Origin of the sequence: Prosthecobacter sp., from assembly GCF_029946185.1 — a bacterium.
In the GTDB taxonomy this organism is placed as follows: domain Bacteria; phylum Verrucomicrobiota; class Verrucomicrobiia; order Verrucomicrobiales; family Verrucomicrobiaceae; genus Prosthecobacter.
Genome location: NZ_JAQSEA010000150.1, coordinates 1 through 25,569 on the forward strand (window position 1 = coordinate 1; position 25,569 = coordinate 25,569).

Below are 25,569 nucleotides of genomic sequence, written 5' to 3' on the forward strand. Positions count from 1 at the left end.
AAGGTGACGACCGGGCAGACCTGCAGATTGAGGGTGGCAGACTGCTGGCAGCCGAACTTATCGGTGACGGTGAAAGTGAGGTTGGTTCCTGCCGCATTGCCCGACGTCGGCGTGCCACTGAGGACGCCCGCCGTGCTCAGCGTGAGTCCCGCTGGCAGTGTGCCCGAACTCACCGCCCAGGTATAGGGAGTGTTCCCGCCACTGGCACCGAACGTCTGGCTGTAGGCCGTGCCCACCGCGGCGTCCGGCAATGACGACGGTGTCACCGTGATGGTCGGACACACAGGTGTCAGGGTGTAAGCGCGCGTGCCGAGACAGCCGTTTTTATCCGCCGCACGGAGGGTGAAACTGGTGGCCGCGCTGCTGGTCGGTGTGCCGCTCAGAACGCCCGCCGTGCTCAGCGTGAGACCTGCTGGCAGCGTGCCGGTGCTCACCGTCCAGATGTAGGGCGAGGTTCCGCCGCTGGCGGTGAAGGTCTGGGTATAGGCCGTGCCAACCGCTGCCGCTGCAATGCTGCTCGGATTGACCGTGATGGCAGGACAGGCCAGGAAGCCGAAGTCAATGCTCAGGTTGGTGTTGGGGTCGGTGTCGCCATCCGTGATCGATTCCGTACCGCCCGCAAGACCGATCAGCGGGCTTTGCACCGGCAGTCCCTGGGAGGTCTGGATGCCGTTGTCATCATTGTCCACGCCGTTGTCCAGCGTGACGGTGGTGCTGCTGCTCAGCGGGAATCCCGCCGGTGGCGTGGGCATGTAAATGAAGTACTGTCCCGGAGACAGATTGCTGAAGGTATAGAAGCCGCCGCCTGAAGTGGTGGTGGTGGCTGCCGGGGCGGCCGTGAGCGGATTCTGCCCACCGAGGAAAAGCTGCAAGGTGACACCGTCGATACCCGCCTCTGCAGCGTCCTTGATGCCATCATTGTCCACATCATTCCAGACTAGGTTGCCCATCTTCATCGAAGGCGCTGCGCCGGGACAGGCGGCGCCGTCGGAGTTTGACACGGCGGGACCGGTGCCCACGGCGGTGATGCTGCCATTGAGCACGCCGCTGGTGCGGTTGAAGGCATACAGCGTGTCCTGATTACCCGTGGATCCGGCACTGCCAAAGCCGTAGGTCAGGCCGTTGGCATCAATGATCATCGATCCCCATGAGCCGGGAGCGGATGCGGAAACTCGGGTGGCCGCACCGGTGGTGATGTTGATTTGAAAGAGGCCGAGCCAGCTCGTGTCGACCGTGGAGTAGCCATACACATTGCTGGTGAGCGGGTCCCAGACGATGTCACCAAAATTGCCCCTGTAAGTCGTGCCGGTCCCAGTGTTGGTGACAGTAATTGGAGCCCCGACGAGCGAGGCCGATGTCAGGTCAATCGTGTAAAGCTGAGTCGAGGAAGGGCTGAAATTATACAGGTTCAAAATCATCAGCCCATTCGTGAGAGCCGTGGCGCCCGACCACTGACCGCTGGAACCTGGAGAGGCCAGCCCAGGAATGGCCCCCATGTCCACCAGCACGCCCTGCGAATTGATGCGGTAGAGATGATCGCCGTTTTGGTCGACGCAGTAGAGATAGCCGCCATAGGCCGCGAGACCGTTGAGTTTGTACCCGCTGAAAATGAATGCCGGCACCAGCGATGGCCCGTCTCCCACATAATAAAGGGTTGTGTCAAAGACGCCGGAGCCGGAGCGGGTTTCGGCATTCTGGACAATCCAGAAACGATTGTCGCACAGGAAGGGGGAGCCGATGTTCGAGGCGAAACCAAAGTCAACGGTGTTGTCGTAGTTCCCGCTGCCGGAGGTGCCTGGCTCTGTTCCCGAGATGAGCCGAATGACCGGGCTGTAGGCCGAGGTGCCGGATCCTCCAGGCTGGCTGGCATTGTTGTCGCCATCCTGGCCGTTGTCGGTGGTGTCCACCACCAGACTGGTGCGCGAGAGCGGTGGTGTAGGAACCTTGACGAAGTAGTAACCGCTGCTGAGACCGGAGAAATTGTACCCGCCGCCGCCTGCGCTGGTCACGGAGGAGACCTTCGTGTCAGCATTGGAGCCGGTGCCGCCGATGTCATTGTCCGCGCCTGCCGTCCACAATTCCACCAGCACGTTGTCGATGCCACTTTCCCCGCTGTCGAACAGGCCGTTCTCATTGGCGTCATTCCAGATCAGATTGCCGACAGCCAGGCTGGATGCGACCACCACGGTATAGTCCTCGACTTCGCCGTTGCCGCTGGAACCGGTCGAACCCGGACTGCTGGTGGACGTCAGGCGTACACGCAGACCTGTGGTGCCCAGAGTGGCTGCGTTTGGCACTGTGAAAGTGATGGTTTTGTTGGAGTTGGATGTGCCGTTCGAAATGACGGTGTTCGTGGCGATCTGCTCACCGCTGTCGGTCAGCAGGCCGTTTTGATTGTAGTCAATCCAAGCGTTTAGGAAGGCGGAGGACCCGCTCGTGTTGGTGACGTTCACCGTCACAGTCGTGGAGGAGCCCTGCATGATTGAGGCCGGAACCGTGACCCCGTCCTCGTCATCACTGCCGGTGATGTCATCACCCGTGGCGCTGCCATTCGTCGTGGCCGTGGCCTCGGCGTCCGTCAGCGCGCCGATCTTCAGTGTGGAGAGCACCGTGCTGCTGGCGTTGCCGAGGTCCGAATTGTCGCCGAAGTCTGTGGATGCCGGTGTCATTGAATAGGCGCGCAAAGCGGAGCAGCCATTGGCATCGGTCACGGCAAGGGTGAACGAGGCCGCCGTAGTCGAGGTGGGCTGGCCGGAAATGACTCCAGTACTCGTGTTCAATGTCAGACCCGCCGGCAGTGCGCCGCTGCTGACTTCAAACACATACGGCGAGGTGCCGCCGCTCGCACTCACAGTCTGACTGTAGGCAGAGTTCACGATGCTCGACGCCAGAGTGGACGGGCTCAGGGTGATGGCTGAACAAGGCTTCACGGTGTAAGCCTGGGTGCCATAGTAGCCAAGGTTGTCAGTGGCGCGGAGCGTGAAAGTGAAGGTCGATGAACTGGTGGGCGTACCGCTGATCAAACCCGTGCTGGCATTCAACGTGAGCCCACTCGGCAGGGAACCGCTGGCAACGTTCCAGGTGAAGGTTGGCGATGTTCGGGCGACACTGAGGCCATCATCGGCTCCAATCAGTTTGAATGAGGAGTTGTATGAATTCTGCGTGCCAGAGGCCGCGAAGAGTTCAATGGCCTCACCTCCTCCCAGTTCGAAGAAAACCAGTTCAATCACATGGATTCCCGCCGTGAGTGTGACCGTGCCTAATCTATCTGCAGTCGCGTGCAGCGTGTCATCGTTGATGACCGTCGATCCGTCGATCTTGACGCGTACACCGTCGTCGGAGTTCGTGAGGATGGTCCATGCACCGGCGGTCGGGATGGTGATGATACCCGTGGCTTTCAGGGCGAAATTATCACCGGACCCGCCTGGGAAGCCAGTGTCTGTGACATGACCTCCACCGGCACTGCTGCCGTTGTAGGCGATGGTTGATGCGGTGCCTGTCCAGTTGCCGATGCGGTTTGTTCCGGCCAGCACGGCATCCGCTGCGGCGAGAGTGCCGACCGAGTTGGATGAGAAAGCCTGCTGAACGTCAAATCCAGACTCCAGGGCCGTCATCGTCTGGGAGAAAGCGGTGCCGACAGTCGGGGGAGGGAGCGTTGTGGGAGAAATGGAGATGAAATTTAAAACCTGCAGCAGCAGAGTGTCAGACCCCTGGCAGCCGGAGGCATCCGTTGCGGTGAAGGTGAGGTTTACCCCGCCAGCATTGCTCACAGTGGGAGTGCCAGAAATCACTCCGGTGGATGCATTTAAACTCAAGCCCGCAGGCAAAGTCCCAGAGGTCAGCGCCCAGACGTAGCTCCCGTTGCCGCCGCTGGCCGCCAGTGTCTGTGAGTAGGGCCAGCTCACTGCACCGTTTGGCAGGGAGGATGTGTTCAGGGTGATGGTAGGGCAGACGAGGGTCGTGATATAATCCTCCACTTCCCCATTGCCGTCCAGACCGGTGGGGCCGGGAGAGCTGGTGGAGGTCAGGCGCACGCGCACGCCAGCCGTGCCGAGGGAGGCACCGGAGGGCACAGTGAAATTCACCGTCCTGTTTGCGTTGGACGTTCCGGTCGTAATCGTAGTGTTGATGGCAATCTGTTCGCCACTGTCGCTCAGGGATCCGTTGCGGTTGTAGTCGATCCAGGCATTGAGAAACGCCGTACTGCCGGTGGTGTTGGTGACGTTGACCGTCAGGCTGGTGGTGGTACCCGTGACCATGCTGGCTGGTACGGTCACGCCATCTTCATCATCGCTGCCAGTGTTGTCGTCCCCGGTGGCCGTGGAATTGGCGGTGATGGAGGTTTCACTGTCAATGACAGCACCCAGTTTCAGCCTCGAATTGACGGTGCTGCTGGCACTGCTGAAACCGGAGTGGTCGCTGAAATCAGTCGCCGCTCTGGCTGCTGTCGCGGCGGCCCATAAAACGCAGCACATAGAAACGACGAAACGTGCCGCTGTGAGGCGGCACGTCAGACTGTGTGATCGTGATGCGTTTTCCCTCATCGGGCGGGCTTCAGGGCAGGAACAGGGAGGTTGTGCGGCGGAAGCGGCGTGTCAGGTGGGCGACTGCGGCGGCGAGCAGCAGGAGTGCAGAACCTGGTTCAGGCACCACGGCCGTTTGCAGGCTGAACGGGCTTGGCGTCGTGGAATATGTACCGGGACCCTGCACTCCATTGACACCGCCAATGATGGCGCTGTTGGCATCGAGCAGGGTCCAGTTATAGGCTCCGTCGGTGTCTAATGGATCAGGGATGATCCAGTCGGCATCAATATCACCTGCAGGTGAACCATCCGTCACCAGTGCCCATTCGCTGCTGGGGACAATGGTTTTGGAATTGAAGGCCCACAAATAAACCACCGTGCCTTGGGTATAGACGTCGGAGGAAGTGTAACGGGTTGATTCTGCAGTACCATCCGTGAGGAAATCAATCGTCCCGCCATAGAACTGCCCGGGTACATTCCAGCCATTTTCGTCCGGATCAAAAGCGAGATCAATCAGATGCCAGTTGGTTTCCCATTGATCAACGTTTTGATAGGTGGGGGTGAAACCACCGGTGAACACTCCGATCTGGAAGGTATAGGTGGCGTCAAGAGAGGCGCCGGCACTGTCATAAAGTGGATCGTCAACGTTATTGCCCCAGAAGACCGTGCTGGCCTGGGCGCCGTGAGTCCACGCCAGCGCTAGAGCGAGGCAGAGGAGTCTTAGGAGGTAGAAAGGCGTATTCATCAGGGCGGGCTTCTTGGGCTGTTTTGAGTCGGAGAAATCAGGTTCAGATGTGCTGGCGAAAATCGAAGAGCTTCCCCGCTAAAGGGAATAGACTCTTACATATCACACTTGTTATAAATATAATAACAACAATTGCAGCAAACAAGCATCAATTCGGCTTTATTTGGAAATCCTGAATGTTCAGAATGGCCGTCTGCGGTGTCCCCGTGGTCAAATCGCCCACTCGAAATGACGATTTGGCTCAATGACACCCGTTTTAATCCTCCCTGCTGAGGCATTCAGCCCATGAGGTGCAAAAATCTCATGGCGCTGGCCAGTGTCGCGGCTAATGGAGTCGATGAAATTGGAACAAGGCCAGATTTGGAAACAGGGAGAGGATTACATACGCATCGTGGAATGGGCGCGTCTGTCCATCGAGTACAAGGTGATGAAAGACCCCGTCTCTAAGCAGGGAACGGTGCACCAAGCCACGAAAAAGGAATTCTGCCGCCTGCTCAAAGGGGCCGTGCTGCTAAAGCCGGAGGATCTGCCCGCCGCTGAAGTGCCTGCTAATGACGAGGAACTCGCTCCTGATCCTGAGACTGAAATGGTCTGAACGCAGACAGACACAGCATGGGCGCTGACCTCCGGTACATTTGGGAGGGCATCACCAGAATGCACCTTATCCACCCCAAAGTGCCGCGCTCCATGGGGTCTGAAGGACCCACGGAGTCAGCCCAGGGCGCAGTCGCGCAGCGACAAGCCCTGGGGTCCCACGAGCCACCACGCATCGTTGCTTCAGGAAGCTCCCTGAATGGACGCAGGAGCGCCTTCTTTCGCTCCATCATGGCCCATATCGTTCCGTGATTTCGCAAAGTGAATGATGGGCAACACTCGCATGGCCTCCCGGAGGGAGCAGAGAGATGAGCAGGTGGTGGAGCGAAACCGCGAAGTCGTGCAGCGGGAACCACCGCACTTGGCACAAGACACCGTCTTCAGGACCGCATGCCGAAGCTATGCGAGAAGCTTACAACCATCCAACGTTCACGGGGAGTTCGCGTATGGCTCTCTCATACCCCTGGCATGAATGGCACTCGGTTAAGGGTAATTATCGTGGGATGCGCTCCAAAAATGAAACGGGCTATGGAGCGCGGACTTGAGTCCGCTGCAGGTCGTCCGCGTGGTGCGTGTGTTGATTCGCGCTGAGTACCGCAAACACGGTGACGCTCGGTGTGGCGAAAGTAGAATGCTCAAGCAGAGCCAATGGGTGCGGCGGTATGCAGCGTGCTCAAGTCCGCACTCCACGGAAAGCTTCGCGCCACACGCTGAATTTGACGGTGTCACCGCTTAACCGAGTGCCATTCCCCTCTGGCATGCGAGACCTTGCGCACAATCAGTCTGCGAATTCAAAGACATGCTCGCTCATTTTCGCACGGTTTCGAAAAACAGAGTAAACTCGTGCCGGTTGTAGGTCAGGTGCGTCTGCGCAAACAGACGCAGACCCGCAGCCTTGGACATCGAAACGATGACGCGGAACAGCTCGTTGGCCTCATCCAGCGCATCAATTCGCGGCACTTTAAGCGTGTAGACGACGAGGCCGCCGGTCTTGAGAAAACGCGAGAGACGGATCACCTGTTCGATGGATTCCTCCGGCGGGCCGTTCATGTCGCACAGCAACGCATCATAGAGGGTGCCAGCCCTGGGCTGAAAGGCGGCCACATCTTCGAGGAAAAACTTCAGCCCCGGCCGGCCATCGAGGCGTTTGTCGAGAGGTGCACGATCAATCGCCGTGACACGCTGGTTGCGGGCGAGCAATTCCGATGTCATGCCGCCGGGGCAGGCACCCAGTTCGATCCAGTGACTTCCTTCTTTCAGCGACGGCCGGTACAGCAGCAGGTAATGCAGCGCCTCCGCGATTTTGGCCCCCGCACGGCTGATCGTGTCCGGTGCATCCTGATCAATGTATTTGCTGCCACCCGCATAGAGGCCGTTTGAGGCGCGCGGACTCTGCATGCCGCAGAACAGGCCCTCTTTGCCAACGAGACAAAACAAGGTCTCTGCCGTCGGGTCCTGCTCTTCCACCGTGGCTGCGGCCAGCTTGGGAAACAACTGCAGCACCCGGCCGCGTAGATTCGACGCCAGGCCCTTGTAATACTTGTCGGGAGACGTGGGCTGCAGGGTGCCGATGAAGATCCCCTGCGGGTTGCGCTCACCGAATTTCTTCAGCAGCGTCTGCGCTGCCTTTTCGATGAAGCCATCCATCTTCTGCGCATTGCAGGGCCAGGTGTGGTCCATCGGCAGATTCCAGCGGGCAAACTTGGCTGCCTCAGACTGGCGGATCGCCGCAGGTGTTGCTGTCTTGATGAGATAATAATCCTGACCCAGCCGTGTGCTCGATGCTGCGCCCATCTGTTGCAGGACGCTGTCTGCGATCCCCTCAAAAATCTCGGGGATGCGCACCAGCCAAGGGCGGTGAGTCGGGGGGGCTGCGTTCGTTTCACTGTCGGTCATGCACTCCTGCACTCGCGCTGCATTGTCCTGTCTGCAAGCAGAGGAGTGTGGCCAGGTTCCGGCGGTGGGCTCAGTTGCTCCCTCCGCTGCGGTGTGTCAGCCATTCAACGGCGGCACGTACAAGTTCGGGGGCGGTGGTGATGCCGAGCTTGGTTTTGATGTGGGACCGGTGGGCTTCGATGGTCTTGACGCTCAGCCGCAGATCATGGGCGATCAAGCTGGTGCCGCGGCCTTGGCCGAGCAGTTCGAAAATTTCCAGTTCTCGATCACTGAGTTTCTCCACCGAGCTTTTGCTGCTGCTGTCTCGCCCTGTTACAAAGCTGTTCAGCATCAGCAGGTTGGCTGCAGCGCTGAGGTACAGATCTCCACGGAGCACCTGCCGGATGGCCGCCACCAGTTCGTCTGGCGGCGATTGCTTCATCAGGTAGCCGCGCGCACCCGCTCGCAGGGCCCGTTCGGCGTATAGAGATTCATCGTGCATGGAGAGCACAAGCACCGGCAGATGGGGGTTCAGCGCCTTGAGAGATTTCACCAGTTCAATGCCATTGGTGTCTTTCAATGAGATGTCTGCGATCACGAGATCGAACTCATGGCTCTCGACCAGTCCCATGGCCTGGGTCGCGGTTTCCGCTTCGCCGCTGATGATGATGTCCTGCTCATGTTCCAGGAGCATCACGATGCCTTTACGGAAAATGGGGTGGTCATCCACGATGAGAATGCGCTGCAGGCCACCCTCATAACGTCTCTGCTGTTGAGCGCGAGAGGTGTTCATCCGGGGTTCTGGAAGAGGGGTGGGTGGAATGGGGGCGGTGGCGGCGGCTCGCCAGCGGCCATGGGCAGCAGGCAGGTCATTCGCGTGCCGTGCTTCTTGCGTTTGCCAATGGTAAAATCCGCCCCGATCACATCCGCACGGTACTTCATCAGGCGCAGTCCCATGCCATCGTTTGCATGAATGACTTCCGGCAGTCCGCACCCATCATCTGCCACGCTCAAGCTGAGTTGATTCTGTCGCAGTCGCAGGCTCATGGTGATGCTGCGCGCGTCCGAATGCTTCAGCGCATTGGCCACCGCCTCCTGCGCGATGCGGTAAAGATGCAGGGCCACACCATTGTCCGTGATGGGCACCATGCGTTCGCAGCGCAGGCGGCAGGAGATGCTGCCATGGCTGCGTGCCGCCAGTTCATGCAGGGCGGACACCAGGCCCTCGGCATCCATGACCACGGGGTGCAGTCCTTTCGCAATGTCGCGGGAGTGCTCTACGGACTGATGGAGCAGCTCCGCCAGCCTTCCTGCTTCAGCCGCCGGTCCCGGGAGTGATTGCGCGATCAGGGTTTTCGTCAGCGACCGCGCCATGAAGGCCAGCCCCGAGAGTGACTGGCACAGCCCATCGTGCAGATCCTGGCCGAGCCGGCGTTGCTCCTGCTCGGAGATGTCGAGCAGCGCGTTTTCGAGCCTGTTCCTTTCATCCATCTGCGCCGTCAGTTTTTCGTTGGCGGCGACCAGTTCCGCTGTGCGTTCCGCCACCCTTTGCTGCAGCTCTTTCTGGGTCTGCCGCTGTTCGGTGATGTCGGTCGCCACTCCCAGCACTTTGTCGCAGACTCCGGCGTCATTGAACAGGGGGACCTTCCCGGTGCTGAACCAGCGCACCTCCCCGTCTGCCTGGGTGATTTCTTCTTCGGGAATTTGCAGTGCCCTGCCGCTCAACATGACTTCCTGGTCGATTTGTTGAAAGTGCGCGATTTGATCCGGCGTGCGGTGGAAATCGGCGTCCTTCTTGCCGACAAGTTTCTCCGCCGTGGTGAGGCAGCTGTGGGCGAGTGCGGCATTGCCCAGCAAAAAGCGTCCGTCACAGTCCTTCACGAAAATCATGCTTGGAGTCGCATCAATCACCTGACGCAGAAAAGTGCGCTCTCGTTTCAGTTCATCCTCGATCAGGCGGCAGCTCTGCTCGCTCGCTGGCAGGACCTCATTACTCGCTTCAAGCTGCGAGTCGGCGTGTTTCGCCTTCTGCGCCACTCGTGGTCGCTGCTTGCCGGGCCTGCCCTTGTGCCGTGTATTTGCAGGCGTTCCTGATTGAGTGTTGCGTGTGCGGCTCGCAGCCCTGCTCTGGCGTTTTGCCTGGGAGGGGCCTTTCGACTTTGACTGCCTGGAGGAGGAGCGAGGCATGGGGGCATCCTACCGACTCAGGATTCAGGCTTCAATCTGAATTGTTCGGCACAACAACGGGGTTTTTGCGGCAGGGGCACTGCGGGACAGATGCCTCTGCAGCAGCAGCTCCAAGCGCTCAGTTTCCAGGTCTTCCTCCATCAACATTGTCCATTTCCGCTCGCGTCCCCACCAGCGACAGCAGATTTGCAACCGTGCGCCGGGTTTGGCATGAGTGCTGATCCTGACCCCGCGCTGAAGTGACCAGTGCAGGATTCTCTCCGCCCGCAGGGTGCCAAGGCCGGAGATGCGCAGTCTTTGGTGGGAATAGCAGATGACGCGTGGTGCCGCCAGACAGGTGAACAACGCCAGCCGGGCCATCGAGACGATGAACCAGCCGGACAACAGGCCGCAAAGCCAGCGCTCGGGGGAGACGTACACGCCGCCTCCGGCCCGCCAGGCCAGCACAGTTAGAATCATGCAGGTCAGCAGTGCGGAGGCCTGATTGAATCTCCCGTGCAGGATGCGCGTCAGATGTTCATATCGCGCCCGGTGGAAGCGCACGGGCTCCTCTATCCATAAGCTGGTCTCAGCGGCACTGCGCGTGGCGACGCGGTGGAGCCGCCTGCGCTTGGGCTGCGCCCGATAGGCTCGCGGGTCCTGCTTCAGCAGTCGGGACCGAGGCGCGCTGGAACGCGTGACTCCGGCCGGAAGACGGGCTGCTCGAAGAGGTTTGTTCATGCGTCGCTCCTGCCATGCGATGCCTTATTCGTTGATGCCGCAGTGATGCCAGTGGTGGGCGGACCGCGAGGCCAGACGCACGCTTCCGGTCAGCTTGAGGACCTTCTGGGCCAGTTCTTCGCTCGAATAGCGGCCGCTTCCCTGCGGCTGCTGAAAGCCTGGCATTTCGCCGGTCTGCATGGCTGCCCCGAAGTCTGGGCACGCTGGTTCCACCGTCGTTTCTTGAAGTGTGCAAGATGCGTTCATGACCAGCCTTTCGTTGCGAGTGAGAGTTCGCTGTCCATCACATAGCAGGAGACCGTTTCCGTCTCCTGTTCCCAGAAATTCTCCAGCGATTCGGATTCAGCAGGAATAAAAGGCTGACCTTGTGAGGAATAGATCGCGACCAGCTCTTTTTCCGCATTAAGCCAGTGTTCAGGCCGCAGATGCGAGCAGCCCTCTTTCTTCCAATGCTTGAAGGCAAGCAGGGCGATTTCTTTGTCTGAGGGGTGCAAGCCCGGACTGGAGGTCTCGCAGGATATGGGATATACAGCGGCATTCATGGCTTTGAGGTGGGGTTAATGATGAAATGCAGTCTGGCGGGTTGTCCCATTCTGGACGTTCCCGCTTTTCTCGCAATGGGCTCTGCCCTGCTCGTGGCATGAGGGAAACCCCGAAGGGTCTGTCATGGCTTGGCAGAGGTGCTTTCCCATGTTTGCGGCGGCCCTAAACTTCAATTGCACCTTTCTTTAATCTTGGCCAATCGCATTCCCTTTCTACTCTCCGCGCCCCGCATGTCCGTCAAACTCCGCCTCAACACCGCCACCGCCACCAAAGTCGTCCTCGCCAAGATCGGCAATCCTCTGCGTGAGGAGCCGCTGCAAACATCCCGCGAGGTGTTTCAGATTGCCGAGGGTGATCAGGAAGCCCTTACCGCGCTGTTCCTCAAGCCCTTCAAGGCCTGTCTCGCCCATCGTTTCACCCATCACGCCTCACTCAAGCAGCATGAGGTGAACAACTGCGCCAAGGCCATCTTTGAAGATGAGGATCAACTGCTCGCCAAGGGCATCGAGATCGCCCAGCGCCTCTACGCCAAATCCAACCACCCCAACATCAAGGCGGGTGATCTTTGCATCTCCCTGCTCAAGGAAATCCACATCGAAGGCGAGCTCGTCAACGGCATCTGCATCCTGAAGAGCGACAGCGTCGTTCCCTTCCTCACGATCACCCCGCGCAACGGCGATCTGCAGCTCCACACCGAGCACGGCATCAATCCCGACAAGATCGACAAAGGCTGCCTCATCCTCAATTTCTGGGCCGAGAAAGGCTACTACGTCCTCACCTTTGACCGCAGCGGCGGCGACACCCGCTTCTGGGTGCGCGAGTTTCTCGGCGTGGAGGCCGTGCCCGACGCCGCCTTCCTCACCAATGCCTACACCAAGATGGCCGTGTCCTTCCTGGAAGAACAGCAGCCAGCCGATGACGACACTCCGCCTTGGGAAACCGCGAACGCCGCCAAGGACGCGCTCAGCTACTTCGAAGGTCGCGAAAATTTCGATCTGGAAGAGTTCGGTCAGACCGTGCTCAAATCTCCCGACGCCATCGCCAAGTTCGACGAACACCGCGCCCGTATGGAGGAAGAGCAGGGCCAGCCCTTCGAGACCAATTTCGAGATCTCCAAGAAAGACCTGACCAAGGCCAAGAAACGCATCGCCGCCGTCCTCAAGCTCGACACCGGCGTGGAAATCCACATCAAGCCCGGCAACAGCGAAAACGACCCGCAGATGGAGCGGGGTTTCGACGACGAAAAGGGCATGAAATACGTGAAGGTGTTTTACAACAAGGACGTCAGCGCGGGGTGAGCCGCTTCATTTATGGATCCGAAAACAGACCCCACCTCTCCGCAGCGTCTCTGGAAAATGGGTCGCGTCGTGCTTCAGCGTGAAACGGCACATCGCGGCGGCAAGACGGTCATCGTCATCAAGGACTTCGCCACGCATCTGCCGCTTTCAGTGATCGAGACTATTGCCAAGCGCGTCCGCGCCGCCTGCGGTTGCGGTGGGACGGTGCGTGACAAACGCATCGAGATTCAAGGTGACCAGGCCGCCAAGGTCAGAGCCGTGCTGGAAGCCGAAGGCTTTGAAGTGCGCGGTGTGAAGTAAGGGGGCAGTTTGAGCGGCCATGCTCCTCACTGCATGACGTGGAACGCTGCCTTTTCGTTGCCCTTTTCTCGGAAGTTGCTCCAGGTGTAGTCGAAAAAGTATTTCACTTTGCGGTCGGCTGACCAAGTGATGCTCACCTTGTTGCCGGCCAGAGCCTCCCAATGCGGCAAGCCTTCAAAGCCGTAGCCGGTGGCGGTGTGATCGGCGTGAAATTGGAGCTCACCCTGCTCGGAGCGCCAGCGGCTTTCAGGCAGCCACTTGGTGAGTTCCGGCGCATCCTGCGGACCGTAAAAGCTCTCCGGCAGCACATGCTCGTTTTCATAGCGCCGCACCTCACGCCGCACGCCATCCTTCACATAGGCAATCCACAGGCTTTTGTTCCAGTAGGGAATGGGATCAATGCCGAGTGAAGTTGGAGTCACGGCAAACCATTCCTTCTTGGTCTCCAAGAATTCCTTCACGCGAAGCGTGACGTCCGCATTCCTGTCACCGCTGCCATACATGGCGTACAAAATCTGCAACGGCCTGCGAGTAGGAGATAGCAGGACTTTAGGTGCAGGTCTGGCGGGTTCAGTGATTTCTTTGACCGGTGCTATTTCGACCGCAGGGAGCGCAACAGGCTTGGGATGATTTTTCGGTGCGACGAACTTGATCCAAGTTGAGGCACCGCCACCCCAGAGCGATTTGCCGGGAAACCCAGCTCCGGCATTTTGGCGCATGTGCCCGTCGCCTTCCTCCCAGGGTTTGGCGATGGGGCTGGCCCGGATTTCGGTGCCCTCATCACGGCGGCGGATGAAATCACGGACGCGATCAGGATCATCACACACCGACCACGCCTCACTTGCGGGATCCGACACAAAACCGAAGTCATTTGTCCCCAGCATTCCGGCGACGGCGAAATACTTCGAGCCCCCCCAGCGCAGGTGATTGTTCACCACATGAAACACCAGCCAGTCGCCGGGGCGTACCTCCACGCTCATGCGCTCGGCCGTGGCACCAAAAATTTCATTGAGGAGCGTGCGCTGGCCGTCCTGAATGCGCACGCCGTTCTTGTAAGCTTCGACAACGAAGTCGTCAGTGACGGTGATGAGATGGGCGGCGAGCAGGCCGTTGGTGCGCTTGATCTCTTTCTCCACACGCTTGGGCTTCACCGTACCGTCATCAACGTGCGACAGCAGGCGTGGCGGGATGGGGCTGAGTTCGGTCTGTCCCGGAGGCTTCCAGCGGATGAAGATGCCGCTGGCACCACGCCCCCCGACAAAGCCTGCCGAGAGGATGCTCACGCGGCCTCCCTTCTTGAGCGGGATCGTCACCACGGTATCGTCTCCATCACGGAAAGCGCAGACGACTTCGCCCTGGATCATGAGCAGGTTGCGGTCATAGAAGCTGTGAGTGGAAAAACTGTAATCGCCATCGGCTTCGATCTCCAGAAAGCCGCTGGCGACGGCATTGCGTTCGGTTTCCCATGCCCATGGTGACAGCGACTCGACAACGTATTTTTCACCTATCGGCTGGCCCAGTTTTTCAAGCGGCACGTTGAAGTTGTCTTTGTCATTCGCCTGCAAAGCATGGCGTGGATATTCCGTGACGGCGAGTCCGGGAGCGAACGGTCGTGCGGTCGTTGCAGCATTAAGCGGAGCCTGGGCACCGAGGCCGAGCATGAGAGACAGAAGGATCGTGGTTTTCATCGTGGCGATGGGTTGGACCGGCAATTCAGCGGGTAAATTACCAGTGGGGGCACTGGAATACACGAACTCATTTGATCCGGTCTTGGGCTGTACTGGTGATTTCGGGCGGGGAAAACCAGTTGCCAGCACCCTCGCGACTGCTAACGCTCAACTTACCCACCTATGATCGTCGCTCCTAAAATTCGCGGATTCATCTGCACCACCGCACATCCGACCGGTTGTGCCAAACACATCGCTGACCAGATCGCCGTCGTTAAGTCGCGCGGTCCCATCGCCAATGGCCCGAAGAAGGTGCTGGTCGTCGGCTCCTCGACTGGCTACGGCCTGTCCTCGCGCATCGCGGCAGCGTTTGGCTCGGGAGCAGCCACCATGGGCGTGTTCTTTGAGAAACCGGGTGAGGCTGAGCGCTGCGGCACCGCAGGCTGGTACAACTCCGCTGCCTTTGAGAACGAAGCCAAGGCAGCTGGATTGTACGCCCGCTCCTTCAATGGCGACGCCTTCTCCGATGCGATGAAGACCACGGTGATCGAAGCGATCAAGGCGGATCTGGGTCAGGTCGATTGCGTCATTTACAGCCTCGCCTCCCCACGCCGCACGCACCCGAGGACGGGCGAAGTTTTCAAGTCGGTGCTCAAGCCCATCGGCGACGCATCCTACACGAACAAAAACCTGAACACTGGCAACGGTGTGGTCAATGAAGTGACGATCGACCCAGCGAATGAAGACGAGATCGCGCAGACGGTGGCCGTCATGGGCGGTGAAGACTGGGAGATGTGGATCGACGCGCTGCAAAGCGCCGGCGTTCTTGCCGAAGGCGTGCAGACCGTGGCGTACAGCTACATCGGACCGGAAGTGACCTGGCCGATCTACAAGAACGGCACCATCGGCCGTGCGAAAGAGGACCTTGAGCGCGTGCAGCGTGTGCTGGATGGCAAGCTGGCCCCTCTGAAAGGCAAGGCCTGGGTTTCCGTGAACAAGGCTCTCGTCACGCAGGCCAGTTCCGCGATTCCCGTGGTGCCACTTTATATTTCGCTCCTCTACAAGGCGATGAAAGCTGAAGGCACGCATGAGGATTGCATCGAGCAGATGGACCGCCTCTTCCGAGAGCGCCTCTGCAATGGCAACCCGCAGCCGGATGAAGCCGGACGCATCCGCGTGGACGACTGGGAAATGAAACCCGCGCTGCAGGATCTCGTGGGCCAGCGCTGGGCCGAGGTGAACACGGACAACTTTGCCCAACTGGGTGACTTTGAAGGCTATCAGACCAGTTTCTTGCGTCTCTTCGGCTTCGGTCTCGAAGGCGTGGATTACAATGCTGAGGTGGATGTCAGCATCGGGGTGCCATCACTGGCCTAACGGCAGGTAACTCCAGCCCACAGCAAGTTGCTGTGGGTATGCAGCCTGCTCACCCACGTTTCCCCAAGTCCAGGAACACGATGCTCGATGGATTGCCGACGGGCGTGTATTGACCGGTGAAGGCGAGGGTCCCAGTTTTGGGGTCCACGCGGAACACCGCGATGTTGTCGCCGCGCTGGTTGAGGCTGTAAAGGAAGGTGCCGGTGGGGTCGAAGTTGAAGCTGCGGGGGTAGTCGCCGTGCGTCCACTCCTCGCTGACGTAAGTGAGGGTGCCGTCTTTGCCGACTGCGAAAGTGCCGATGCTGTCATGCAGGCGGTTGCCGACATAAACGAAGCGGCCATCGGCGGAGAGCATGATGGCGGAGCAGAAATTGCTGCCCGCAAAGCCCGGTGGCAGGCTGGAGATCGTCTGGCGTGGGGACAGGCGGCCCTTGTCGGCATCGTAGTCAAACAGCACAATGTTGGAGCCTTCTTCCTGCAGGGAGTACATCCAGTGATGATTCGGATGAAAGGCGAAGTGACGCGGGCCATCGCCCGCAGGCAGCGAGACAAAGGGCGGATCATTTGGCGTGAGCAGGCCTTTTTGATCATCGAACTTCCACACGAGAATCTGGTCCAGCCCGAGATCCACGGACAGGGCATGGCGACCCGTGGGATCAGGTTGAATCATGTGCGAGTGGACCTGATCATGCCCGCTGAAGGCGAAGCTGCCGGGGGGCGCATTGGTGGCTTTTTTCGGCCCTACGGTGCCGGCATCCTGCTTGAAATCTGTGGCTTCACCGAGGCTGCCGTCTGCCTTGATCGGGAGCACCGACACCGAGCCGCCAAAGTAGTTGGCCACCAGCAGGAAGCGCCCCGAGGGATGGATGCTCAGGTTAGTCGGTCCTTTGCCGCCGGAACTCACCGAGTTCACCAGCTTCAACTGACCATCCGCCGGATTGATGGAGAAGGAGCTAACAGATCCCGCCTCGTTGTCGCCTTGGTGGTCGGTTTCATTCGTTGAATAGAGATGAGTCTTCGCGGCATTGATGACGAGGCAGTTGGGACTCGTGCCTGATTTGTACAGACCGCATGGCGTCATGGCACCGGTGCTGCGATTCACTTCGAACAGGTGAATACCCTTGCCATTTCCCGGTGGCAGGTCCACCTGCGTTGCCTTCATGTTTTGCAGCGGCGAGGTGAAGGTGCCCACGTAGGCGATCAATGGCGCGGGGTCTTTGGCCTGGACTGCAAACGCGGCGCTGGCGGCGAGGGCGGTGTTTAGAAAGGTGCGTCGGGAGAGGTGTGTTTGCATGAGTGGGGGAATTATTTGATGACTGGCAGAATCACGCGCGAGGCATGGGTTTGGTCATGCCAGATGGTGTTGATTGCTGCGACGCCGGGTTCGGTGATGAAGTGGCTGATGGGTGCGCCGGTCTGCGGGTTCGGCTCATAATAAGGTGCGCCGGTGCTGGCGATGGTGATGCGGATGCGATGGCCCTTGTTGAAGATGATACTGGTCCAGCCGATGTCCCAGGCGAGCTTTGTCACTGCGTCAGGCACGAGCAGCTTCTGATGATCAAAGCCTTCGTGATAGCGCGCCCGCAGCGGGTAGTCCACGAGGAGGATGGAACGGCCATCGGGATAGACGTCAGTCACGCGCAGGAAGAAGTCCGTGTCCTTGGCGGTGGATGACACGAAGACTTCGGCCTTGATGCGGCCTGTGACTTCCAGCGGCTGGGTCAGTACCTCGCTGGTCCAAGTGCGGACTTCGGCCTGTTCTTCAAATCCGCGCGCATCTTTAGCTCCAGGAAAGCCGGCGTAGGGCAGGCTCATGGGGTGCGCTGGATCGCTGGCATACGCGGTGCTGGCTTTTGCGGCAGAGGGTTTAGCTGCGGCGAGTTTGCCGTCGGGTTGGAGGAACCAGTCTGCGGTAGAGCTGGCGGGCGGGAAGTCTTTCGCCTCGCGCCACACATTGCCGGGTGCGCCTTCTTCACCGGCTGCACCCATCACGTAGTATTTCACTGTGGTATCTTTCTCTACACCGTTGGCCTCGCCCTTGAGGTAATGATTGAACCACTTCGTCATGTGCGGATACACGTCGAACTTGGCGTTCTCCGGAAACAGGAGTTCGCCGATCTTGTTCGACTTCGGATAGCCGCCGTGGAGCCAAGGACCGATGATGAGCTGCTGCTGGCCGCGTGAGTTTGCGCCCCCATGCTGCTGCCTTCCGATGAAGCTGTCGACGCTGCCCTGGCACATGAAGTCAAACCAACTGCCGATGGTGAAGCAGGGGTAGTTCATCTTGTCGAAATGCAGGGAGGCATCTTCGTCCTTCCAGAAATCGTCATAGTCGGGGTGCTGGTCCCATTCACGCAGCATGGCTTCATTGTCCTTGGGGTCTCGTGCCACGGAGCCGCCCTTAATGAAGCGCTGCGGCTTGGTGGCACCGCCGATGCGGTAACCTTCCTGATACAGGCTCAGGCCGGTGTCAGTCATGTACTGCGCCACCAGATGGGGCGGCTGGGTGACGGCGAGGTAGTTCTGCGCATAGCCTGCCTGCGAGCCGCCATAGGTGCCTATTTTGCCGGTGCACCAGGGCTGCGTGGCGAGCCATTCGCACACATCGTAACCGTCACGCAGCGGCCCCCATTGCAGCCCACGATAGCCACGGTAAACGCCCTCGCTCTCATGCGTGCCACGGTAGTTCACCAGTGCGATGACAAAGCCGCCTTCAGCGAACTTGGCCGCCGCTTTGCGTGATCCCGCGCTGCTGATGTCGGCGTAACGCTGCTCAAAGATAGCTGGCCATTTGCCCTCGCCTTTCGGAAAGAACACATAGGCGGAGAGGCGCTTGCCATCGCGCATCGGGATCATGATGTGCTCTTCACGGACGGAACCGAAATCGAGCTTAGGCGGTGCTGCTGCTGCGTTCAGGGAGACACAGGCGGCGAGGAATAAGAGAGCGTGGCGCATCAACTCATTACGGGTTCCGTGGACGGCACGTTTCACTCACGTACTGTGCGAAAGACACGAATTCTGATACTTAGCTCGCGCCGATGCCGCGAATCACGGCGGGCAGGGTCTGCGCGAGGATTTTCAGATCGAGCCAGAAGGACCAGTTGTCGATGTATTTCAGATCGAGCGCGACCCACTCTTCGAAGCTCTTGATACCGTTGCGGCCCGTGACCTGCCACAAGCACGTCAGGCCGGGTTTGACGCTGAGACGACGGCGTTGCGCGTGTTTTTCGATGCGCTGAATTTCATAGACGGGCAGGGGACGCGGGCCGACGAGGCTCATCTCGCCACGCAGCACATTGATGAGTTGAGGCAGCTCGTCGATGCTGGTGCGGCGCAGCCAGCGGCCAAAGGCGAAGATGCGCGGGTCGTTGGTGATTTTGAAGACCGGGCCATCCATTTCGTTGCGGGTCTCCAGTTCATCGCGCTTGGATTCGGCGCCATTCTGCATGGTGCGGAACTTCCACATGGTGAAGGGCTTGCCGTAGAGTCCGGCGCGTTCCTGCTTGAAGAAAACCGGGCCGCGTGAGCCCAGACGAATGCCAGCAACCGCCACAAGCCAGAGCGGCAATGAGAGCAGAAGCAGAATGAGTGCGCCGACGCGATCCACGATGCCTTTGAACATCAGTTCCCATGAGACCTGCGGCGTGGAATGAAACACCAGCATCAGGCGTCCTCCCAGGACGTCAAAGGTAGGACGGGCGATGGCGGTCTGGAAGAAATCTGCGGCGATCCAAGCTTCGACGCCTTCGGTTTCGCAGGCCTGTACGGCCTCTTCGATCTTGCTGAAATGCACATGCTGCGCGGCAAAGAGCACGCGGCTGATGGAGTGCTCATGCAGCGCTGCGACGAGATCGGACACCGGGCGCTGCATGATGTCGATTTGTCCCACGACCTCGATCTCGGAACGCTGCTCGGAGGTCATGTTGGTGAGGAAAGCCTCAAGATCGGTCTGCGCGCCGGCGATGATGACACGTTCACGGCCCTTGCCTGAAGCCATCTGCTTGCGCAGGATTTCACGCTGCCAAGCCTCGCGCAGAAGCAAGGAGAGAGCCCCGAGGGCCACGGAGAAAACGACCACGGCACGACTTTCGACCGACCATTTGAAGAACACGATGCAAAAGGCGATGCACATGCCGATGGCAGCCAAGGCCTCCGCCAGCTGGCGGATCGAGCGTCCGGGCGTCTTGTTGTAGATGTTGGAATAAAAGCCGCGTGCCTCCAAAACGATGGGCGTGAACGGAGCCACGATCGCAATCACCCAGTAAAAGTTCTCCATGGGCGGAATCTCCACCGCATCGGGAAAGAAGACCGGAACCAAATCTGCACGCAGGAAATGACCAAACCATAGGCAGAACGCCAGAAGCGCGCTGTCGAGCAGTTCGGTGAGCTGCAAATTGATTTCTTGCTTCCTGCCCAGCATAATGATGCGTAAGATACTAAAACCTATTTAGATTTATTAAAATTATACTCCGCCTAGCCAATGGCTCAACTTGTTTCCACTAAAAACCTGCTTTTCTCCTCACGGCCCCTCGCGGTCGGGGTGGTGGCCGATTCCACTGCCCTTGAGCACTTTACCTCACTCGACAATGCTTCACGCGCGAACTTGTGCGATGTGGCTGAACTGCGGCTGGACCAGTTGAAAATCCCTGCTGCGGATTTGCGTGCCATGCTGGCTGGCAACACGCTGCCGCTGCTCCTCACCGCCCGCCATCCAGCGGAAGGCGGGCAGGCTCCTGAAGATCCCGCCACCCGGGCGGCGATGATCGAGCCTTTGCTGGATCTCGCCACGTTGATCGACATCGAGCTGCGCAGCGCGGCCCAGATGCAGGGCATGATCCAGAAAGCACGGGCCGCAGGGGTGCCGGTGGTTGGCTCGTTCCATGACTTTCAGGCCACTCCGGCGGATGAGGTCCTGCGCGGGGCGGTGAATTTCGCCCAGCAGGCGGGACTGGATGCCGTGAAGATCGCTACGTACCTGAACACGCAGGATGATCTGGCCCGACTCATGAAGCTGACGGGGGAGAACCACCGGCTGCGTCTTTCCGTCATGGGCATGGGGCCATGGGGGCGTGTTTCGCGTCTGGTACTGGCAAAATGTGGCAGTCTGTTGAATTACGGCTTTATTGGTGCATCGAATGCTCCCGGCCAGTGGCCCGTCGCCCGCCTGAAAGAACTCATCGCTGAACTTTGAAATGATCACCCCCTGTCAGTCTCACCATCTCCGCCGTGCCTTGCTGGCCGGTTTTTTCTGCATGTCTATCTCGGGCTGTGGTGACCCTAAGCGCGAGCAGAAGCTGCAGTGGCGGGAGGAGGAGGTGGAGGCCAAGGCTGCAGCCATCGCCAGACGCGAGCAGGAGTTTGCTGGTGAGAAGCAGATGATCGCGCAAGCGAAGGCGGACATCACCGCGCGTGAGGCCTCTGTGCAGCTCCTCAAGAAGAAGCTGGAGACGCAGCTCGCCGCAGAGGTCGAGAAAACGAAGAAGGTGCGCCATGAGATTGAGATCAAGAATCTCCGGGGCGCCATTCCACAGATCAGTGCCGGGCGTTGCATCATCATTGATCCTGAGAACGACGATGTGCTGTTCGAAAAGAGCCCTGACCTGCGGGGAGCCATCGCCAGCACGACGAAAATCATGACCGGTCTGCTGATTGTGGAAGCGGGAGACCTCGACAAGGTGGTCACCATTGAGCTGGCGGACACGCAGTGCGCCCCGGTGCGCATCGGCCTCAAGGTGGGAGAGAAGTACACTCGCCGTCATTTGCTCACCGCGATGCTGGTGAAAAGCTCCAACGACATCGCGCAGGCGCTCGCACGTGACAATGCTGGCAGCGTGGCTGCTTTTGCACAAAAGATGGATGCACGTGCACAGGCGCTTGGGCTGAAGGACACGCACTTCGTCAATCCGCATGGTCTGCCATCCGTCACCGATGAAAACCCCTATTCCACGGCGCGTGATCTGGCGATGATCGCCAAGGAGGCGGACAAACTGCCGGACATCCGTGCGATCGTGAAGCTGCAGAGCTTTAAGTTCACCAGGCCTGACGGCAAAATCATCGAGCTGGCCAACACCAACCGCGTGCTGCGCAGCGCGAGCTACTGCGATGGAATGAAAACCGGCTACACCGAGGCTGCCGGTTACTGCCTGGTGGCCACCGGCCAGCGCAACGGGCGCAGGCGCATTGTGGTCATTCTCAACGACAGTCACGAAGGGGTCTGGCGCGACGCGCAGGCCCTGCTCGACTGGGCGCTGAAGGCGTGAAATAGCAATCGAGGCTTGCCAGTTTCAGGGCTTCCCGGCATCATCGCCGTTCTTAACCATGAAACTCCACCTCCTCCTGCTTGCCTCCTTTTGTGTCGCCGTCACCAGCTTTGCTGAAACGGCCAAGAATCTTGCCATTGATCCCAAGCCGCGTGATACGGGCTGGATGAAGCGTCATGAGAGCTTCAATGAGATTTCCAAAAAGGGCGAGGCCCAGCTGGTGTTTCTGGGCGACTCGATCACGCAAGGCTGGGAAAAAAATGGCAAGGAGGTGTGGGCCAAAACGTGGGCTCCGTTCAAGGCGGCGAATTTCGGCATCGGCGGTGACCGCACCGAGCACGTTATCTGGCGTCTGCAGAACGGTAACTTTGACGGCATCAAGCCGAAGCTGGTGGTGCTCATGATCGGCACGAACAACACCGGCCATCAGGGCCGTCCCGCCGTCGAGCATGGGGGTGCGGTGTATGCGAGCAGCCCCGAGCAAACCGCCGAGGGCGTGAAGATGATCCTCGATATCTTGGAAAAGAAACTGCCGGAGACCAAGGTACTGCTGCTGGGGATCTTTCCACGCGGAGCCACCAAGGACGATGCGATGCGCAAACAGAACGTTGCCACGAACAACCTCATCTCAGGCTTCGCGGATGGCAAAAGCGTCTTCTACATGGACATCGGCAACATCTTCCTGAAGCCAGACGGCACTCTTCCAAAGGAGATCATGCCCGACCTGCTCCATCTCAACGCCACAGGCTATCAGATGTGGGCCAACGCGATCGAAGGCAAGGTCAAGGAACTCATGAAGTAGTTCGGAGTAAAGCAATCCCGTTCCAGCCTGTGATCAGGCGCAATTCATGCGCCTGAATGGCGCTACTTTTCGCAACCATGAAACACCCTCTCATTTCTCTTCTATTCATCGCGACAGGGGCGCTCGCGCAACTGGCCGATCAGGCGACTCCGGCAGACAAGGTCACGATCTCCAAAGGCTTTAAAGTGGAGCTGCTGTATTCTGTGCCCAAAGAGCAGGAAGGCTCATGGGTGTCGATGACACAGGATGACAAAGGCCGCATGATTTGCAGCGACCAGTATGGCGCGCTGTACCGCATCACCCCACCGGCGCTGACTGGCAGTCCCGGTGAAACGAAGGTGGAAAAGCTGAGCATCGACTTTGGTCACTGCCAGGGTTTGCTGTTTCATGCAGGCGCACTTTATGGCGTGGTGAATGACAACGCCTATCAGGGCCGCGGCCTCTACCGCTGCAAGGACACGAACGGGGATGATCAATTCGACACGGTGGAACTGCTGCGCTCCTTCCCGGGCAAGGCCGGGGAGCACGGACCGCATGGCGTGATCGCATCTCCGGATGGGAAAAGCCTGTATGTGATGTGCGGCAACCAGACGCCGGAACCCAACTGTGAGACCAGCCTGGTGCCCCGCCATTGGGCCGAGGATCAACTTTACCCCATGCTGACCGGACGTGGCTTCATGCGCGATGTACTGGCTCCAGGAGGCTGGCTGGCGAAAACCGATCTCGACGGCAAGAAATGGGAGTTGGTGAACATTGGCACGCGCAACACTTACGACATCGCCATGAACCGCAGTGGCGACATCTTTGGCTTCGACGCTGACATGGAGTGGGACACCGGCATGCCCTGGTACCGCCCCACGCGTGTGTGCTTCATGCAGAGCGGTGGGGATTTCGGCTGGCGCACTTGCAGCAAGAAATTCCCCATGCGCTGGGAGGACAGCCTGCCGGCCGTGGTGGACATCGGACCTGGCTCTCCGACCGGCGTGGCTTTTGGCTATGGCGCGAAGTTTCCGGCTAAGTATCAGGATGCGCTTTTCATCTGCGACTGGAGCTACGGCAAGATGTATGCCGTGCATCTTTCGCCGAACGGTGGTGGTTACACTGGTGTGACTGAGGAGTTCATGAGCGGTGCTCCGCTGCCGCTGACGGACATTGAAGTCTCGAAGAAGGATGGCGCAATGTATGTGAGCGTAGGCGGCCGCAAGGTGCAGTCGGGGTTGTATCGGGTAACTTATGTGGGTGGTGAGCTTGGTTCTTGGGATTCCACTCAGCATGCGGATTCGGGCAATCATAACAGAACGGCGGATGTTCGTAGAGGGTTAGAAGCCTTCCTCGGCAAACAAGATGCCGAGGCTGTTGACCGGGCATGGCTCAATCTTGGACATGCTGACCGCAACATGCGTTTCGCTGCCCGTATTGCGCTGGAGCATCAGCCGCTGGCTTCCTGGAAAGATAAAGCGCTAACCGAAACCAATCCTCGTGCCGCCCTGAGCGCGCTCATGGCTCTAGCTCGCAGCAGTGGTGGAGACAAAGCACTACAGAAGCCGGTGCTGGCTGCGCTGAACAAGATCAATTTCAAGGCGCTCAAGGGGATTGATCGTGTGACGTTGATCCGTGACTACATGCTCGCCTTCACGCGCATGGGAGAGCCGGATGCTGCGACAAAGGAGTCGCTGATCAAGCATCTGTCGCCGCTGTTTCCCACGAATGATCCGGCGCTGAACCGTGATCTGTGTGAGGTGCTGGTCTATCTGGGCGATGAAGGCATCGTGGCCAAGGCTGAGCCGCTGGTGAATGGCTCGCCGACCCAGGAGGAGCAGATCGATTATGCTCGCATTCTGCGATTTGCGAAGAGCGGCTGGACGAAGGAGCTGCGCGCCGACTACTTCCGCTGGTTTCTGCGTGCTGCGAACTACAAAGGTGGGGCGTCGTTTGACTTGTTTATTGGCGAGATCAAACAGAACGCGCTTTCCACCATGACGGAGGAGGAAAAGCTGGCCATCAAGGATGTGCTGGATTCCAAGCCGGAAGCCAAAGCGCCGAGCTTCACGGTGAAGCCGATGCAGTTCGTCAAAGCGTGGACGCTGGCTGAACTCAGCAAGTCGCTCGGAGTCGGACTGGAGGGCAACCGTAACTTCGCCAATGGCCGCAACATGTTTGGTGCAGCCACCTGCTTCGCCTGTCACCGCTTTAACAACGAAGGCGGTGCCGTTGGTCCTGACCTGACCAGTGTGGCTGGCAAGTACAGCCCGCGCGATCTGCTGGAGCATATTCTGGAGCCTAGCAAGGAGATCAGCGACCAGTATGGCAGCACGGTCTTCACCCTGCAGGACGGCAGCACGGTCATTGGCCGCATCGCTAACATGAATGAGAACAACATGATGGTCTGCACCAACATGATGGACCCCAACAACTTCACCAATGTCGATTCCCGCAAGGTGGTGAAAACGGAGGAGAGCAAGATCAGCATGATGCCGCCGGGCCTGCTCTTCATGCTCAAAGAGGACGACATCCTCGATCTCATGGCCTATCTGCTGAGCAAGGGGAATCCGGACGATCCCATGTTTGTGAAGTAAAACGAATCACGTAACCCAATTCCGGGTGGAAGGCTGTTTCCTGCACAAAGATAGTGGGCTTCGGTGGCGGTAGGCTGAGGACAGCCAGCCCTGCCTCCCGCT

At 59.1% G+C, this 25,569-nt stretch carries 20 protein-coding genes; 8 read left to right on the forward strand and 12 right to left on the reverse strand.

Annotated features, from left to right (window positions below):
* Positions 1 to 4,475 (reverse strand): putative Ig domain-containing protein (locus PSV43_RS12870; protein WP_300197619.1); only part of this gene is annotated, 4,475 nt, incomplete at its 3' end.
* A 79-nt stretch (positions 4,476 to 4,554) separates the two neighbouring features.
* The gene (locus tag PSV43_RS12875) at positions 4,555 to 5,268 is read right to left on the reverse strand and encodes a PEP-CTERM sorting domain-containing protein (RefSeq protein ID WP_300197622.1); all 714 of its coding nucleotides are present in this window, start codon (positions 5,266 to 5,268) and stop codon (positions 4,555 to 4,557) included.
* 337 nt (positions 5,269 to 5,605) lie between these two features.
* On the opposite strand from PSV43_RS12875, the gene PSV43_RS12880 reads away from it, so the two are divergent.
* Positions 5,606 to 5,863: a hypothetical protein gene (locus PSV43_RS12880; RefSeq protein WP_300197625.1), complete on the forward strand. Its 258-nt coding sequence runs from the start codon at positions 5,606 to 5,608 to the stop codon at positions 5,861 to 5,863.
* 806 nt (positions 5,864 to 6,669) lie between these two features.
* On the opposite strand, the gene PSV43_RS12885 is transcribed toward PSV43_RS12880, so the two are convergent.
* The 6 genes from PSV43_RS12885 to PSV43_RS12910 form a co-directional block, all read right to left on the reverse strand.
* Positions 6,670 to 7,758 carry an SAM-dependent methyltransferase gene (locus tag PSV43_RS12885; RefSeq protein ID WP_300197628.1) on the reverse strand — a complete coding sequence of 363 codons (1,089 nt, stop codon included), beginning with the start codon at positions 7,756 to 7,758 and terminating at the stop codon, positions 6,670 to 6,672.
* Between the two features lie 70 nt (positions 7,759 to 7,828).
* Entirely contained in the window at positions 7,829 to 8,530 is a 702-nt protein-coding gene (locus PSV43_RS12890) for a response regulator transcription factor (protein WP_300197631.1), read from the reverse strand.
* Positions 8,527 to 9,924 carry a PAS domain-containing protein gene (locus PSV43_RS12895; protein WP_300197634.1) on the reverse strand — a complete coding sequence of 466 codons (1,398 nt, stop codon included), beginning with the start codon at positions 9,922 to 9,924 and terminating at the stop codon, positions 8,527 to 8,529. Before PSV43_RS12895 ends, PSV43_RS12890 begins: the two co-directional genes overlap by 4 nt.
* A gap of 24 nt (positions 9,925 to 9,948) precedes the next feature.
* Positions 9,949 to 10,644, reverse strand: a complete 696-nt coding sequence (locus PSV43_RS12900; RefSeq protein ID WP_300197637.1) for a hypothetical protein — start codon at positions 10,642 to 10,644, stop codon at positions 9,949 to 9,951.
* 24 nt (positions 10,645 to 10,668) lie between these two features.
* Complete coding sequence (locus tag PSV43_RS12905) at positions 10,669 to 10,824, reverse strand: hypothetical protein (RefSeq protein ID WP_300197640.1); 156 nt, start codon at positions 10,822 to 10,824, stop codon at positions 10,669 to 10,671.
* Positions 10,825 to 10,886: 62 nt separating this feature from the next.
* A complete protein-coding gene (locus tag PSV43_RS12910) occupies positions 10,887 to 11,186 on the reverse strand; it encodes a DUF2934 domain-containing protein (protein ID WP_300197643.1) in 300 nt (99 codons plus the stop codon).
* A 231-nt stretch (positions 11,187 to 11,417) separates the two neighbouring features.
* Between PSV43_RS12910 and PSV43_RS12915 the strand changes: the two genes are divergently transcribed.
* Entirely contained in the window at positions 11,418 to 12,485 is a 1,068-nt protein-coding gene (locus PSV43_RS12915; RefSeq protein ID WP_300197646.1) for a nucleoid-associated protein, read from the forward strand.
* 12 nt (positions 12,486 to 12,497) lie between these two features.
* The gene (locus PSV43_RS12920; RefSeq protein ID WP_300197649.1) at positions 12,498 to 12,785 is read left to right on the forward strand and encodes a translation initiation factor; all 288 of its coding nucleotides are present in this window, start codon (positions 12,498 to 12,500) and stop codon (positions 12,783 to 12,785) included.
* Between the two features lie 26 nt (positions 12,786 to 12,811).
* Here PSV43_RS12920 and PSV43_RS12925 read toward each other — a convergent pair whose 3' ends face one another.
* Positions 12,812 to 14,473 (reverse strand): hypothetical protein, encoded by a 1,662-nt coding sequence (locus PSV43_RS12925; RefSeq protein WP_300197651.1) that lies wholly within the window; start codon positions 14,471 to 14,473, stop codon positions 12,812 to 12,814.
* A gap of 162 nt (positions 14,474 to 14,635) precedes the next feature.
* Here PSV43_RS12925 and fabV point away from each other — a divergent pair, with 162 nt between their 5' ends.
* Positions 14,636 to 15,829 (forward strand): enoyl-ACP reductase FabV, encoded by a 1,194-nt coding sequence (gene fabV / locus PSV43_RS12930; RefSeq protein ID WP_300197654.1) that lies wholly within the window; start codon positions 14,636 to 14,638, stop codon positions 15,827 to 15,829.
* A gap of 49 nt (positions 15,830 to 15,878) precedes the next feature.
* On the opposite strand, the gene PSV43_RS12935 is transcribed toward fabV, so the two are convergent.
* From PSV43_RS12935 to PSV43_RS12945, 3 genes are all read right to left on the reverse strand, one after another.
* Positions 15,879 to 17,123, reverse strand: a complete 1,245-nt coding sequence (locus PSV43_RS12935; RefSeq protein ID WP_300197657.1) for a lactonase family protein — start codon at positions 17,121 to 17,123, stop codon at positions 15,879 to 15,881.
* Between the two features lie 11 nt (positions 17,124 to 17,134).
* Positions 17,135 to 18,784, reverse strand: coding sequence for a CocE/NonD family hydrolase (locus PSV43_RS12940; RefSeq protein WP_300197660.1), 1,650 nt, complete (start codon positions 18,782 to 18,784; stop codon positions 17,135 to 17,137).
* A gap of 70 nt (positions 18,785 to 18,854) precedes the next feature.
* Positions 18,855 to 20,222, reverse strand: a complete 1,368-nt coding sequence (locus PSV43_RS12945; RefSeq protein ID WP_300197663.1) for a sugar transferase — start codon at positions 20,220 to 20,222, stop codon at positions 18,855 to 18,857.
* A gap of 87 nt (positions 20,223 to 20,309) precedes the next feature.
* Between PSV43_RS12945 and PSV43_RS12950 the strand changes: the two genes are divergently transcribed.
* The 4 genes from PSV43_RS12950 to PSV43_RS12965 all read left to right on the forward strand — a co-directional run bounded on the left by PSV43_RS12950 (position 20,310) and on the right by PSV43_RS12965 (position 25,467).
* Positions 20,310 to 21,020 (forward strand): type I 3-dehydroquinate dehydratase, encoded by a 711-nt coding sequence (locus tag PSV43_RS12950; protein ID WP_300197665.1) that lies wholly within the window; start codon positions 20,310 to 20,312, stop codon positions 21,018 to 21,020.
* Between the two features lies 1 nt (position 21,021).
* A complete protein-coding gene (locus tag PSV43_RS12955; protein WP_300197668.1) occupies positions 21,022 to 22,089 on the forward strand; it encodes a D-alanyl-D-alanine carboxypeptidase family protein in 1,068 nt (355 codons plus the stop codon).
* Positions 22,090 to 22,147: 58 nt separating this feature from the next.
* Entirely contained in the window at positions 22,148 to 22,891 is a 744-nt protein-coding gene (locus PSV43_RS12960) for a platelet-activating factor acetylhydrolase IB subunit (protein WP_300197672.1), read from the forward strand.
* A 77-nt stretch (positions 22,892 to 22,968) separates the two neighbouring features.
* Positions 22,969 to 25,467, forward strand: coding sequence for a c-type cytochrome (locus tag PSV43_RS12965; protein WP_300197675.1), 2,499 nt, complete (start codon positions 22,969 to 22,971; stop codon positions 25,465 to 25,467).
* Positions 25,468 to 25,569: the final 102 nt, after the last annotated feature.

Coding starts and splice junctions, on each gene's coding strand:
- PSV43_RS12875 (WP_300197622.1), bottom strand. CDS start 5,268: ATGAATACGCCTTTCTACCTCCTAAGACTCCTCTGCCTCGCTCTAGCG.
- PSV43_RS12880 (WP_300197625.1), top strand. CDS start 5,606: ATGAAATTGGAACAAGGCCAGATTTGGAAACAGGGAGAGGATTACATA.
- PSV43_RS12885 (WP_300197628.1), bottom strand. CDS start 7,758: ATGACCGACAGTGAAACGAACGCAGCCCCCCCGACTCACCGCCCTTGG.
- PSV43_RS12890 (WP_300197631.1), bottom strand. CDS start 8,530: ATGAACACCTCTCGCGCTCAACAGCAGAGACGTTATGAGGGTGGCCTG.
- PSV43_RS12895 (WP_300197634.1), bottom strand. CDS start 9,924: ATGCCTCGCTCCTCCTCCAGGCAGTCAAAGTCGAAAGGCCCCTCCCAG.
- PSV43_RS12900 (WP_300197637.1), bottom strand. CDS start 10,644: ATGAACAAACCTCTTCGAGCAGCCCGTCTTCCGGCCGGAGTCACGCGT.
- PSV43_RS12905 (WP_300197640.1), bottom strand. CDS start 10,824: ATGCAGACCGGCGAAATGCCAGGCTTTCAGCAGCCGCAGGGAAGCGGC.
- PSV43_RS12910 (WP_300197643.1), bottom strand. CDS start 11,186: ATGAATGCCGCTGTATATCCCATATCCTGCGAGACCTCCAGTCCGGGC.
- PSV43_RS12915 (WP_300197646.1), top strand. CDS start 11,418: ATGTCCGTCAAACTCCGCCTCAACACCGCCACCGCCACCAAAGTCGTC.
- PSV43_RS12920 (WP_300197649.1), top strand. CDS start 12,498: ATGGATCCGAAAACAGACCCCACCTCTCCGCAGCGTCTCTGGAAAATG.
- PSV43_RS12925 (WP_300197651.1), bottom strand. CDS start 14,473: ATGAAAACCACGATCCTTCTGTCTCTCATGCTCGGCCTCGGTGCCCAG.
- fabV (WP_300197654.1), top strand. CDS start 14,636: ATGATCGTCGCTCCTAAAATTCGCGGATTCATCTGCACCACCGCACAT.
- PSV43_RS12935 (WP_300197657.1), bottom strand. CDS start 17,123: ATGCAAACACACCTCTCCCGACGCACCTTTCTAAACACCGCCCTCGCC.
- PSV43_RS12940 (WP_300197660.1), bottom strand. CDS start 18,784: ATGCGCCACGCTCTCTTATTCCTCGCCGCCTGTGTCTCCCTGAACGCA.
- PSV43_RS12950 (WP_300197665.1), top strand. CDS start 20,310: ATGGCTCAACTTGTTTCCACTAAAAACCTGCTTTTCTCCTCACGGCCC.
- PSV43_RS12955 (WP_300197668.1), top strand. CDS start 21,022: ATGATCACCCCCTGTCAGTCTCACCATCTCCGCCGTGCCTTGCTGGCC.
- PSV43_RS12960 (WP_300197672.1), top strand. CDS start 22,148: ATGAAACTCCACCTCCTCCTGCTTGCCTCCTTTTGTGTCGCCGTCACC.
- PSV43_RS12965 (WP_300197675.1), top strand. CDS start 22,969: ATGAAACACCCTCTCATTTCTCTTCTATTCATCGCGACAGGGGCGCTC.